Source organism: Streptosporangium sp. NBC_01755 (assembly GCF_035917995.1).
In the GTDB taxonomy this organism is placed as follows: Bacteria; Actinomycetota; Actinomycetes; order Streptosporangiales; family Streptosporangiaceae; genus Streptosporangium.
The window spans coordinates 1,928,162-1,940,988 of record NZ_CP109131.1 but is presented as its reverse complement, the minus strand read 5'-3'; the positions used below and the strand labels follow the sequence as shown (position 1 = coordinate 1,940,988).

The 12,827-nt window shown below is 68.7% G+C and carries 10 protein-coding genes; 5 read left to right on the top strand and 5 right to left on the bottom strand.

Features of this window, described 5'->3' with window-relative positions:
• Nucleotides 1-22: 22 nt before the first annotated feature.
• Nucleotides 23-1,876: a translational GTPase TypA gene (gene typA, locus OG884_RS08750; protein WP_326643925.1), complete on the bottom strand. Its 1,854-nt coding sequence runs from the start codon at nucleotides 1,874-1,876 to the stop codon at nucleotides 23-25.
• Between the two features lie 256 nt (nucleotides 1,877-2,132).
• On the opposite strand from typA, the gene OG884_RS08745 reads away from it, so the two are divergent.
• Genes OG884_RS08745 through OG884_RS08735 form a run of 3 tightly spaced genes read left to right on the top strand, consistent with a single transcriptional unit; the run spans nucleotide 2,133 to nucleotide 6,126 of the window.
• Nucleotides 2,133-2,912, top strand: a complete 780-nt coding sequence (locus OG884_RS08745) for an alpha/beta hydrolase (RefSeq protein ID WP_442811718.1) — start codon at nucleotides 2,133-2,135, stop codon at nucleotides 2,910-2,912.
• A 35-nt stretch (nucleotides 2,913-2,947) separates the two neighbouring features.
• Complete coding sequence (pta, locus tag OG884_RS08740) at nucleotides 2,948-4,993, top strand: phosphate acetyltransferase (RefSeq protein WP_326643921.1); 2,046 nt, start codon at nucleotides 2,948-2,950, stop codon at nucleotides 4,991-4,993.
• Nucleotides 4,990-6,126: an acetate/propionate family kinase gene (locus OG884_RS08735; RefSeq protein WP_326643920.1), complete on the top strand. Its 1,137-nt coding sequence runs from the start codon at nucleotides 4,990-4,992 to the stop codon at nucleotides 6,124-6,126. Before pta ends, OG884_RS08735 begins: the two co-directional genes overlap by 4 nt.
• A 244-nt stretch (nucleotides 6,127-6,370) precedes the next feature.
• Here the strand turns inward: OG884_RS08735 and OG884_RS08730 are convergent, their stop codons facing one another.
• Nucleotides 6,371-7,804, bottom strand: a complete 1,434-nt coding sequence (locus tag OG884_RS08730; RefSeq protein ID WP_326643918.1) for an aldehyde dehydrogenase — start codon at nucleotides 7,802-7,804, stop codon at nucleotides 6,371-6,373.
• A gap of 383 nt (nucleotides 7,805-8,187) precedes the next feature.
• Here OG884_RS08730 and OG884_RS08725 point away from each other — a divergent pair, with 383 nt between their 5' ends.
• Both OG884_RS08725 and OG884_RS08720 read left to right on the top strand, forming a co-directional pair.
• The gene (locus OG884_RS08725) at nucleotides 8,188-9,099 is read left to right on the top strand and encodes a coiled-coil domain-containing protein (RefSeq protein ID WP_326643916.1); all 912 of its coding nucleotides are present in this window, start codon (nucleotides 8,188-8,190) and stop codon (nucleotides 9,097-9,099) included.
• A 149-nt stretch (nucleotides 9,100-9,248) separates the two neighbouring features.
• On the top strand, nucleotides 9,249-9,680 hold the full coding sequence (locus tag OG884_RS08720) for a hypothetical protein (protein WP_326643914.1): 432 nt from the start codon (nucleotides 9,249-9,251) through the stop codon (nucleotides 9,678-9,680).
• A 127-nt stretch (nucleotides 9,681-9,807) separates the two neighbouring features.
• On the opposite strand, the gene OG884_RS08715 is transcribed toward OG884_RS08720, so the two are convergent.
• The 3 genes from OG884_RS08715 to OG884_RS08705 form a co-directional block, all read right to left on the bottom strand.
• Nucleotides 9,808-10,353 carry an AAA family ATPase gene (locus OG884_RS08715; RefSeq protein WP_326643913.1) on the bottom strand — a complete coding sequence of 182 codons (546 nt, stop codon included), beginning with the start codon at nucleotides 10,351-10,353 and terminating at the stop codon, nucleotides 9,808-9,810.
• Between the two features lie 993 nt (nucleotides 10,354-11,346).
• On the bottom strand, nucleotides 11,347-12,384 hold the full coding sequence (gene meaB / locus OG884_RS08710; RefSeq protein ID WP_326643911.1) for a methylmalonyl Co-A mutase-associated GTPase MeaB: 1,038 nt from the start codon (nucleotides 12,382-12,384) through the stop codon (nucleotides 11,347-11,349).
• A gap of 26 nt (nucleotides 12,385-12,410) precedes the next feature.
• Nucleotides 12,411-12,821, bottom strand: coding sequence for a VOC family protein (locus OG884_RS08705; protein ID WP_326643909.1), 411 nt, complete (start codon nucleotides 12,819-12,821; stop codon nucleotides 12,411-12,413).
• Between the last annotated feature and the right edge of the window lie 6 nt (nucleotides 12,822-12,827).

Below are 12,827 nucleotides of genomic sequence, written 5' to 3'. Positions count from 1 at the left end.
GGGCCGGGCAGGTCGGTGGCGATCAGTTGGTCCGCTTGGCGCGGGCGGTGGTCCTGGCGCGGGTCGAGGCGTCGAGGACGACCTTGCGGATGCGCACGTTCTCCGGCGTGATCTCCACACACTCGTCCTCACGGATGAACTCCAGCGCCTGCTCCAGCGAGAGCTGGCGCGGCGGGATCAGCGTCTCCGTCGTGTCGCTCGTCGAGGAGCGCATGTTGGTGAGCTTCTTCTCCTTGGTGATGTTCACATCCATGTCGTCGGAGCGCGAGTTCTCACCGACGATCATGCCCTCGTAGACCTCGGTGGTCGGCTGGACGAACAGCACGCCGCGCTCCTGCAGGTTCAGCATGGCGAACGGGGTCACCGGGCCAGGCCGGTCGGCCACCAGCGAGCCGTTGTTGCGGGTGCGCAGCTCGCCGAACCACGGCTCGTAGTTCTCGAACACGTGGTTCACGATGCCGGTGCCACGGGTCTCGGTCAGGAACTCGGTGCGGAAGCCGATCAGACCGCGGGCCGGGACCACGAACTCCATCCGGATCCAGCCGGTGCCGTGGTTGGTCATGTGCTCCATGCGGCCCTTGCGGACGGCCAGCAGCTGGGTGATCGCCCCGAGGTAGTCCTCCGGGCAGTCGATGGTCACCCGCTCGACCGGCTCGTGGACCTTGCCGTCGACGAGCTTGGTGACGACCTGCGGCTTGCCGACGGTCAGCTCGTAGCCCTCGCGGCGCATCTGCTCGACCAGGATGGCCAGCGCCAGCTCACCGCGGCCCTGCACCTCCCAGGCGTCGGGGCGCTCGGTCGGCAGAACGCGCAGCGACACGTTGCCGACGAGCTCCTTGTCGAGCCGGTCCTTGACCATGCGGGCGGTGACCTTGGAACCCTTGACCCTGCCGACCAGCGGCGAGGTGTTGGTGCCGATGGTCATGGAGATCGCGGGCTCGTCGACCGTGATGAGGGGCAGCGGACGCGGGTCGTCGGGGTCGGCGAGGGTCTCGCCGATCATGATGTCCGGGATGCCGGCGATCGCGATGATGTCGCCGGGGCCCGCCTCCTCGGCGGGCTTGCGCTCCAGCGCGTCGGTCATCAGCAGCTCGGTGACCTTCACCCGCTGGATGGTGCCGTCGGTGCGGCACCAGGCGACCTGCTGGCCCTTCCTGATGGTGCCCTGGTGGACACGGCAGAGCGCGATCCTGCCCAGGTAGGAGGAGGCGTCGAGATTGGTGACGTGCGCCTGCAGCGGGGCCGTCGGGTCGTACGTCGGAGCCGGGATGGTGTTCTTGATCACCTCGAACAGCGGCTCCAGGTCCTCGGAGTCCGGCATGCCGGCGTCCTCGGGACGGTTGAGCGAGGCGCGGCCGGCCTTGGCCGAGGCGTAGACGATCGGGAAGTCGATCTGCTCCTCGGTGGCGTCCAGGTCGATGAAGAGCTCGTAGACCTCGTCCACGACCTCCTTGATCCGGGCGTCGGGGCGGTCGACCTTGTTGATGCACAGGATGACCGGCATCTTGGCGGCGAACGCCTTGCGCAGCACGAACCGGGTCTGCGGCAGCGGGCCCTCGGAGGCGTCGACCAGCAGCACGACGCCGTCGACCATGGACAGACCCCGCTCGACCTCACCGCCGAAGTCGGCGTGGCCGGGGGTGTCGATGATGTTGAGCGTCATACCGCCGTGCTTGACCGCGGTGTTCTTCGCGAGAATGGTGATGCCCTTCTCGCGCTCGAGGTCGTTGGAGTCCATGACACGGTCGTCCACGTCCTGGTTGACGCGGAATGCGCCCGACTGCCAGAGCATGGCATCCACGAGAGTGGTCTTGCCGTGGTCGACGTGCGCGATGATCGCGATGTTCCGCAGGTCGTCGCGGCTGTTCAAAGGCATGATGGAATCTCACTCTGTGATCGTGGAGGCGGCCGAGGAACCTGCGGCTCTCCTATTTTAGTTGATCCGGACAATCGCTCTCACGCCTCTGACCGATGAAGTGTGTCAATTCACCCTCAGAACCCCCGCCGGTCCCCTTCGATCCACAATCGGTACCGGGGTGGACGTCCACGACGAGCTCGCGCTGGAGAAGGCCGGGACCTTCCTGTGGGTCCATGCCGTGGCCGGCCACCGGGCACTCCCTAAGCTCGGATACATGCCTTACGCACCGTCGTTCCCCGTGATGCTCAGGACCCGGGATGATCTGCGGATCGATGCCGCGCACACCCCGTCGCGCGGGGCGGCCGACCTCGGGATCGTGCTGGCCCACGGTTTCACCGGGTCGTGGAGGGAACGTGTCACCCGCCGCATCGCCCACGTGCTCAGCGGGTTCGGCGGGGTGGTGGCGTTCGACTTCCGAGGGCACGGCCGCTCGGGAGGGCTGTCGACGGTGGGCGACCTGGAGATCCTCGACGTGGACGCGGCGGTGCGGCACGCGCGGACGATCGGCTACCGCAGGGTCGTGACCGTCGGGTTCTCCATGGGGGGTGCGGTGGTCCTGCGGCACGCGGGGGTGCTCGGCGGGGCGGACGCGGTGGTGTCGGTGAGCGCGCCGGCGCGGTGGTACTACCGGGGGACCCGGCCGATGCGCCAGGTGCACTGGGCGATCGAGAGGCCGGTCGGGCGGCTGGCCACCCGGCTGGGCAAGAACACCCGGATCATGAAGGGCGTGTGGGACCCGCTGCCGCTGGCGCCGTACGAGGCGGCCGCGAAGATCTCACCGGTGCCGCTGCTCGTCGTGCACGGGGACGCGGACCCGTTCTTCCCCCTGGAGCACGCGCACCAGATCCACGGGTGCGCGGACGAGCCGAAGGAGCTGTGGATCGAGCCCGGGTACGGTCACGCGGAGTCGGCGGCCACGCCGGAGCTGATCCGCCGCATCGGCGGGTGGGCCGTCGCCCGTTCCCGCCCGCCGGAAGGTGTTTACTCCTCTTGACGACGAATGATCGACAACGGTGGGGGACGGGGCGTATGCGGAGCATCTACGTGGCGGGTCTCGGGCGGGGAGACGGCAGGCAGATCGTCGAACTCGGCCTGATGGAACTGCTCACCCGGAGGGCCGGCCGTACGGGGGTGTTCCGGCCGATCACCGGGGGCGGCGAGGACCGCATCCTGGAACTGCTCAAAAGCAGATACCAGCCCGCAGCCGCGGTGACGGGGGTGAGCGCCGAGGAGGCAGCGGAGATCTACGCGGAGCGGGGCGTCGAGGAGCTCGTCGGCCGGATGGTCGCCCGCTTCCACACGCTGGAGCGGGAGTGTGACGCGCTGCTGGTGCTCGGCAGCTATTTCGACACCGACGACCTGCCGCGCGAGCTGGGTTTCAACGCCCGTCTGGCCGCCGAGTTCGGCGCTCCGGTGATCGTGGTGGTGGGCGCGCACGGCGACGCCGCCGAGGAGATCGCGGCCGAGATGCGCACCGGCTACCAGGTCTTCTCCGACCTGGGGTGCACCGTGCTCGCGGTGATCGCCAATCGGGTGCCCGAGGGCACGGTCGTCGACTGTGAGCTCCCGGTCCTCTGCTACGCCATCCCCGAGCATCCCTCGCTGTCGGCGCCGACCGTCGGGCAGGTCATGCGGGCGGTGGACGCGGAGCTGATCCAGGGCGACGAGGACGGCCTGCTCCGCGACGTGTTCGGGTTCGTGTTCGGCGGGGCGACGCTCCCGGTGTTCCTGGAACATCTGCTCGACGGCGCGCTGGTGATCGCACCGGGCGACCGCGTGGACCTGCTGCTGGTCTCGCTGGCCGCCGAGGCGGCCGGTACGGTGCGACCGGCCGGGGTCGTGCTCACCGTGGGGGAGCGGCCCACGACGCCCGTACGGGCGCTCACAGCCCGTCTGGCGCCCGGCATGCCGGTGCTCGCGGCCGACGGGGGCAGTTTCGAGGTGGCGACCACCCTGGCGGGCCTGGAGGGGCGGCTCACCGCGGACAACCCCCGCAAGATCGAGACAGCCCTGGGCCACTTCGAGGCCCATGTGGACGCCGACGCCCTGGCCGACCGGATCGAGCTGACCCGCTCGGAGCGGGTCACCCCGATGATGTTCGAGCACACGCTGCTGGAGCGGGCGCGGACCGACCGGCGGCACATCGTGCTGCCCGAAGGCGAGGAGGACCGCATCCTGCGGGCGGCGGACATCCTGCTGCGGCGCGGCATCGTCGACATCACCCTGCTGGGCAGGGAGGACGTGGTGCGGCGGCGGGTCGCCGACCTCGGCCTCGACCTGTCGGGTGTGACCGTCGCCGACCCGCTGACCTCGCCGCTGCGGGAGTCGTTCGCCCGGGAGTACGCCGAGTTGCGGGCGCACAAGGGCGTCACCCCCGAGCGAGCCGTGGACGTGGTCGCCGACGCCAACTTCTTCGGCACGATGATGCTGCACCGGGGCCTCGTGCACGGCATGGTCTCCGGGGCCGCGCACACCACGGCCGCCACCATCCTGCCCGCCTTCCAGATCATCAGGACGGTCCCCGGCACCTCCATCGTCTCCTCGGTGTTCTTCATGTGCCTGGCCGACCGGGTGCTCGTCTACGGCGACTGCGCGATCAACCCCGACCCGGACGCCGAGCAACTCGCCGACATAGCGATCTCCTCGGCCCGTACGGCGGAACGGTTCGGCATCGAGCCGAGGATCGCGATGCTGTCCTACTCCACCGGCGAGTCGGGCAGCGGCGCCGACGTCGACAAGGTCCGCGCCGCCACCGCCCTGGTCGCCGAGCGCGCGCCGGACCTGCTGGTCGAGGGGCCCATCCAGTACGACGCGGCGGTGGACGCCCGCGTCGCCGCGGCCAAGCTGCCGGGGTCGCGGGTCGCCGGCCGGGCGACCGTGCTGATCTTCCCGGACCTGAACACCGGCAACAACACCTACAAGGCGGTGCAGCGCTCGGCCGGGGCCGTCGCGATCGGACCGGTCCTGCAGGGGCTGCGCAGGCCGGTCAACGACCTGTCGCGCGGCGCCCTGGTCACCGACATCGTGAGCACCGTCGCGATCACCGCCATCCAGGCGCAGGAGGTCACGCTGTGAGCCGGGTACTGGTCCTCAACTCCGGGTCGTCCTCGGTGAAGTACCGGCTGCTGAGCGGTGCCGAGCACCTGGCCTCGGGAGTGGTGGAGCGGATCGGCGAGCTCGGCTCCCCGGTGCCCGACCACCGGGCGGCCCTGAAGGTGGTCGCCGACCTGCTCGCCGCCGAAGGGCTGGGGCTCGACTCTCCCGAGCTCGTCGCGATCGGGCACCGGGTGGTGCACGGCGGCACGACCTTCGCCGAGCCCACACTGATCACCGACGAGGTGGTCAGGAAGATCGAGGAGCTCATCCCGCTCGCCCCCCTGCACAACCCCGCCAACCTGACGGGCATCGAGGTGGCGCGGCGGCTTCGCCCCGACCTGCCGCAGGTGGCCGTCTTCGACACCGCCTTCCACGCGACGATCCCCCCGGCCGCCTCGACGTACGCGATCGACAGGGCGGTGGCCGAGCGGCTGAGCGTGCGGCGCTACGGCTTCCACGGCACCTCACACGCGTACGTCTCCCGCCAGGCCGCACTCCTCGCGGACCGGCCCGGGGCCAACGTGATCGTCCTGCACCTGGGCAACGGGGCCAGCGCCTCGGCGGTGTCCGCGGGGCGGTGCGTGGACACGTCCATGGGCATGACCCCGCTGGAGGGCCTCGTCATGGGCACCCGCAGCGGCGACCTGGACCCGGCGGTCGTCCTCTACCTGGCGCGTGCCGGAGGCATGTCCCTCGACGAGATCGACGTGCTGCTCAACCGCCGCAGCGGGATGCTCGGCCTGTGCGGTGACAACGACATGCGCGCGGTGGCGGAGCGGGTGAGCGAGGGCGACCCGGACGCCGAGCTGGCCATGTCGGTCTACTGCCACCGGCTCCGCAAGTACGTCGGCGCCTACTACGCGGTCCTCGGCACCGTCGACGTCATCGCCTTCACCGGAGGGGTGGGGGAGAACTCCGCGCTGGTCAGGGAGCGGTCGCTGGCCGGTCTCGGGGCGCTCGGCATCACCGTCGACCCGGCGCGCAACGTGCGGGGCGGCACGATCATCTCCCCTGACGGCGGTGGCGTGAAGGTCGCGGTGATCCCCACCGACGAGGAATTCGAGATCGCCAGGCAAACTCTGCTGGTCGTTTCGCGAACCAACCGGGGATGAATCACGTCTACCCATGGTGGACACATGAAATCCGCCGGAAGAAGTCCAGGGGACACGGAGCATCGCTCGACGATGCTCCGCGGGACATACTTCAGTGGTCGGGCGGTTGCCCAGTGTCGCGGGGGCGCGCTGGGCGGTGTGTCCGACGAGGGTGCCGGTACGGCTCGACACGAGCCGTACCGGCACCCACTCAAAGGAGCGGATCAGCCCGGACCAAGGATCAGCCCGGACTCAAAGGAGCGGATCAGCCCAGGCGGGCGATCGACTTGTACTCCAGGAAGGACGACAGTCCCTCGGGGCCCAGCTCGCGGCCGAGGCCGCTGCCCTTGAACCCGCCGAAGGGCGAGCTGGTCTCGATCATGAAGAGGTTGACGCCGTAGGTGCCGGTGCGCACCTGACGGGCGATGTCCATGCCGTGCTCGGTGTCGGCGGTCCACACCGTCCCGGCCAGGCCGTAGTCGCTGTCGTTGGCGATCCGGACCGCGTCGGCCTCGTCCTCGTACGGGATCACCGCCAGGACCGGGCCGAAGATCTCCTCGCGGGCGATGCGCATCTCGTTGGTGGCTCCGGCGAAGACGGTCGGCGCCACGTACCAGCCGCGGTCGTGGGGGCGCTCCAGGCCGCCGACGACGGCCTTGGCCCCCTCGTCGATGCCGATCTTGATGTAGCCCTCGACCCGCTCCTGCTGCCGCTTGGCGACCATCGGGCCGATACCGGTCGCCGGGTCGGACGGGTCGCCGACCGGCATGCCCCGTACCATCGCCGAGACCGCTTCCACCACCTCGTCGTAGCGGTTGCGCGAGGCCAGGATGCGGGTCTGGGCGACGCAGGCCTGGCCGTTGTTCATCAGCGAGGCGATCGACAGGAAGCCCATCGCGGAGGGCAGGTCGCAGTCGTCCAGAATGATCGCCGCGGACTTGCCGCCCAGCTCAAGCGTGCAGCGCTTGAGCTGCTCGCCGCAGATCGCCGCGATGCGGCGCCCGGCGGCGGTGGAGCCGGTGAAGGCGACCTTGTCCACGCCGGGGTGGGAGACCAGGTGCTCGCCCGCCTCGCGCCCGGCGGCGACGATGTTGACGACGCCGTCGGGGACGCCCGCCTCCCTGACCATCTCGGCCAGCAGGTAGGCGTCGAGCGGTGTCTCGGGCGCGGGCTTGACCACGATCGTGCAGCCCGCGAGGAGGGCGGGGGCCAGCTTGATCATGATGACGAACTGCGGGACGTTCCACGGGACCACGGCGGCCACCACGCCGACCGGCTCGCGGCGCACGGTCACCGGGCCGAACGTGCCCGCGCGCTCCTCCTCGACGGGGAAGGTCTTGCCGAGCTCGGCGTAGTACTGGAGCATGCCGAGCGGCTGCGGGGCCTGGGCCATTTGGGAGAAGGTGATCGGGGAGCCCATCTCCAGCGTGATGATCTCGGCCATCTCGCCTTGGCGGGCCGCGTAGATCTCGGCGAGCCTGGACAGGACGGCGGCGCGCTCGGGCATCGTCATCCGGGGCCACGGGCCGTGGTCGAACGCCTGGCGGGCGGCGGCCACCGCCCGGTCCATGTCGGCGGCGGTGCCGTCGGGGACCCGGCCGACGACCTCCTCGGTGTGTGGGGATATGACGTCGATGGTGCCGGTCCCTGCGGGGGCCACCCAGTCGCCCCCGATGAAGAGCGTGTCGTGCCGGCGCATGATGTGTTGCCTCCTGGTGGGCGGGCCAGAGTCATAATTTGAGCGAATGCTTGCTTGGACAGTGTTATCCGACAGTGTTATCCGACAGTGTCATCCGCGGGGAAGGGCGCCACAAGCCCCACCGCCGCTTGAGACCGAATCATGTTCTGTCGCCGATGGCAAGGGTGGCGGAAGTCTCCGCCCGATGAGCGGGCCGGGGCGCCCTGTGCGAAGATTCATCAGGGTTAAACCAGTGACACGTCAGGAAATGTTTACTCAAATCACCCTAAATGGGCAGATGGTTCGTCAATGGTGCGCGAGTTCCTCCGTTCCGGTGGCGAGCGCCAAGATCGTCTTCTATAGTTTCGCTCCGTCCATGAGGGGGCGCCGGAGGTGAGCGAAGCGTGAGGCCGACTCGCTCGGCGGTGCTGGTCGCCGTGCTCGCCGCGCTGCTCCTGTCGCCGGCCGTCGCGGGGGCGGCACCCCTCCGAGCGGCCAAGCCCAGTCCGGAGGTCGAGCTCAAGAGGCTGACCAAGGAAGCGGCCGAGATCAACAAGAACTACCGCGGCCAGGTGCAGAGCCTGGAGGAGACCCGGGTCCAGGCCAGCAAGGCCACCGTCAACGCCAGGAGCCTCAAGCGTGCCCTGGTGGCCGCCGAGGCCGACGTCGTGCGCTTCGCCCAGACCGCCTACATGGGCGGTGCCCTGGACGACGGCAGCCTGCTGAGCTTCCAGGGCGACCCCACCCTGGCCCTCAGCCAGGCCGCCACCATGTCCTACCTGGCCGGCCGCCGCGCCACCCAGCTCAACCGGGTCAGGGAGCTCATCAAGAAGGCCAAGGCCGCGGAGAAGGCCGCCGACGCGAAGATCCTCAAGCTCAAGAAGGACATCGCCGACCTCAAGAGGCAGCGGGTCAGGATCGAGGGGCTGCTGGCCAAGTACGGTTTCCAGACCCCCTCTGGCAACGGCGGACTGACCCCCCGCACGGTCACCATGCGCAACACCGTGCTGCAGAGCTTCCCCATGCCCTACGGCTACGGCTGCCTGCGCCCCGGCGACCCGGGCGACCACGGCACCGGCCGGGCCTGCGACTTCATGCTGAGCACCGGCGGCCGCGTGCCCACTCCGGATGCTCTGGAGCGCGGCAACCGCCTCGCCCAGTGGGCCATCGACAACGGCAACAAGTACGGGGTCATGTACATCATCTGGCAGCAGAAGTACTACGACGTCCGCACCGGCGCCGGCTGGAAGATGATGTCCAACCGAGGCGGCAACACCGCCAACCACATCGACCACGTCCACATCTCGATGTTCTGAGCTGCTGGGCCCCTGACCTGCGGTGATCTCGTCATGTGGGGCCTTCAGGGCACATCCAGGGCACTTCACGCTTGATGATCTTCAGCTGGCACGCGATAGAAGGTAGGGGCGGGCGCGTGCCCGGAGAACCTCGCCCGAGGAGGATCGCGGTGCCCCTGATCTCTCGCAGCGACTGCGAGCTGAACGCCTACGACCGCACGTTCTTCGTGGTCGATGTGACATTCGCCTACGATCCCGGCGACTTCCCGGGTGGCGGCTGGTTCGGAGCGATCACGAACTGCTGCCGCGTCTCCGCGGACGACGACCGCGTGAGCATCCGGCTTGAGGCGTGGGCCGACGTACCCGAGGAGCAGCGCGAGCCTTGGGCGGACGTCGCCTCAGGCGTGTTCCGGTCGGAGACCGGGGAGATCTGCGCGGCGGAGCTCTACACGGATGTGCAGGACGGGTTCCTGATCCTTGGGGAGCCGGGCCGGGACCGGCATGTGCGGGCCCACACTCGCACCGATGACGAGGCGGATCCGAGGGAGGAGTTCCTCTTCCAGTTCTGGCCGGCTCCCGTCATCGAAAAGCCTTCCTTCTAGGACTTCGACGTCGCGTTGCCAGGGGGCGCCCATATGTTTTCGATGACCTGTCTCATGCGCTCCTCGCTGGAGGGCATCAGGTGTAACGGCACCGTCGGATATCAGAACTGTCCGAATGGGTGTTTGATCACTGGACCTTGGCCTCGGCCCATGCTCGGGTGAGGATCTCGTCGACGGTGTCGTCTGGAGTCTGGTCGGAGGTGTCGAGCCAGAGCCCGAGGTGGGGGGTCTGGCTCCGCAGGCCATCGTCGAGCATGTCGATGGTCCACTGGTTGTAGGCATTCTTGCCGCGGGTTGCTTCCCGGGCGGCGATGGCCTCGGGCCGGGGGGCGAGCACCATGACGAGCAGCGGCCGCTGCTGGATGAGTTCGATCATCTCAGTGAGGTGTTCGCCGAGGATGACGTCTTGGGCGACCACCGTGAACCCCTCCCGGAAGTACTCATTGCAGGTCGCCGCTGTCAATCGGTGGCGCAGACGCAGCTGCCGCACCGCCTCCTCGGAAGAGTCGGGAGTCATGTCCGCCCGCCCGTTGATCACCATGCGCCGGAACAGGTCACCTCGGACGTGCACCGAGCGAGGCAGCCGTTCAGCCAGCAACTGCGCGATGGTCGACTTCCCGGCCGCCTGGATCCCGGTGATGAGGATGACGGCCTGCTGGTGTGCTGGGGTCACTGTGCGGTGTCCTTCGTGGATCGGCGGCTGACGTCGGCGGCGTAGGTCATCCAGCCGCCGCTGCTGGCGCGTTGCCAGGCGACGGCGACGTCGATGTGGATGCCGAGCATGCGGGCGAGCAGGGCTGCGGGGAGTTCGGTGGCGAGTTGGAAGAGTGCGGCGGAGCGTGCTTGGCCGGGTTGGATGTCGAGGTTTTTGAGGCGTTGTCCGAGGTGGGTGGAGCTGATCGGGCGGCCGGGCCGGCCTCCGGGGAACAGCCGGGGTGAGGGGTTCCCGGTGCCGGTGGTGGCGTGTCCACGTTTGCCGTCCAGGAGCCGGCGGGTGAGGTCGGCGACGGGTTCGGGCAGGGTGATAGGCGCTGATCCCAGGCGGATGCGGACCGTTGTGCCGTCGATGGTGATCTGGTCGGTGGTCAGTCGGCTGATCCGGGCGACTGGTTGGGCATAGAGCAGGACGAGAAGACCCGCGAGGCGGTCCCGGTTGCCGATGGTGTCGTCGTGGAGCAGGCGGCGGGCTGCCTCCCAGCGACTTTCCTCGTCCAGTACTTGGGTGGGGCCGTGCCAGCGGGTGGCGGGAAAGGACAGCGTGGTGAGTCGCTGGCCGATGCTCCAGCGGACGAAGTGTCCTGCCTGGTAGCGGTGGGAGGCTTCCCCGCTGGCCCTGTTTGTCCGACGCGCTGGTCACGATCGAGGCGTCGGCGTCCAGCACGATCCACCCGTTCACGGCGCGGCCGGCGGTGCTCACCCAGGGGAATCCGTCAGGGCGCCGGGCGAGCAGGTCCCACACACGGCGGCGGATGGTGGCGCGTGCCCGGCCGATCCTGGTCAGGTGGTGTGCGGTCACCTCGCCCGGCGTTCGCCAGACGATCGGCATCGACGCCGTCGTACCGAATACCGGGGTCGGGTGCTTCAGCAGCGCGATACGATCTTGTCCGGGCCACTGTGAAAGATGCGGGCCGACCGGCGTCCGCGACCACCGAACGTCGCGAGGAACTCAAAGCTGCCCGCCGCTGAGATTGTCGGCCGCATGGCCGGCACCGAACTCCCCTAGGCGGCCCTGCACCATGACCCTCCGCCATGTCGCCAGCAGCATGTCTGCTGCCGCGTACGGGTCGGTCGTTCCTGCAACGACTTGTTCCGCGAACTCGTCGAGCACGGCATCGCCGCGAATCCCTTCCCAGTCTTCCCGCAGCGACGTCACGGCGATCGTTTCGATCTCTACTTTCGCGCGGGCCAGACGTCGCTGCCGCAGCTGTCCGTTGGATGTCATCCACTCCAGATGTTCGGTCAGCACGTCAGCGACCTCTTGGATTCCGTCGCCAGTTTGCGCGACCAGTCTGAGCACTGGACGCCGCCACTGATCTGGCCTGCGGTCCATCACCTGGGTTGCGGCGCGTACGTCGCGGCGCACCTGGTCGGCGCCGCCCCGGTCAGCCTTGTTCACGACGTACACATCGCCGATCTCCAAGATCCCGGCTTTCGCTGCCTGGATCCCGTCTCCCATGCCGGGGGCTAACAGCACCACCGTCGTGTCGGCCATTCCAGCGATCTGAACCTCACTCTGCCCGACGCCGACGGTCTCGATAATGATGACGTCGCAGCCCGCGGCGTCAAGGATCCGTAACGCATGCGGGGTTACCCGGGCCAGCCCTCCGAGCTGCCCTCGCGACGCCATCGACCGGATGTAGACGCCCCTGTCGTGGGCATGGTCCTGCATGCGTACGCGATCACCTAGCAGCGCACCGCCGGAAAACGGTGATGACGGGTCAACGGCGAGTACCCCCACCTGCTTGCCTTGCCTGCGTAACACGCTCACCAGTGCCGACGTGGAGGTCGACTTCCCCACGCCGGGCGCGCCCGTGATACCGACGACGTGCGCGTTTCCCGTGTACGGCGCGAGGCCGGCCATAATCTCACGCAGGAGCGGAGACGCGTTCTCGACCAGGGAGATCATCCGGGCCACCGCCCGCAGCTCCCCGTCGAGCGCCTGCTTCACCAGTTGCGCGACATTCCGCCCCGGATCCTGCCTCATCGCTCAGCCTCCGTCTTGCCTGTCGTTCACGCCGTGTGGCTGGGTTCCTGGACGAACTCGACCAGGACACCGCCGAACGAGTGGGGATGCGCGAACATGATCTGCGTACCCATCCCACCGGGGCGTGGTTTCTCGTCGATGAACATCACCCCACGGGCGCGCAGGACAGCGATCGTTTCTTCGATGTCATCTACTTCGAACGCGAGGTGGTGGAACCCTTCCCCGCGCCGTTGGATGGAACTACGGACGACGCCGTCGCCCGTAGCCTCGAGCGCCTGCAGCCAACAGTCGCCAACCGGGATCATGCGTTCGACGAACCCGTCGGCGCTCTCGCTGTGCTCGACCGGGGTGCCGAGCAGATCGCACAGGAGTCGCACCCACGGGGCACCGGTCTCCTCGGCGAAGGCGACGTGGTGAAGCTTGCGGACAAGGCTCATACAGAT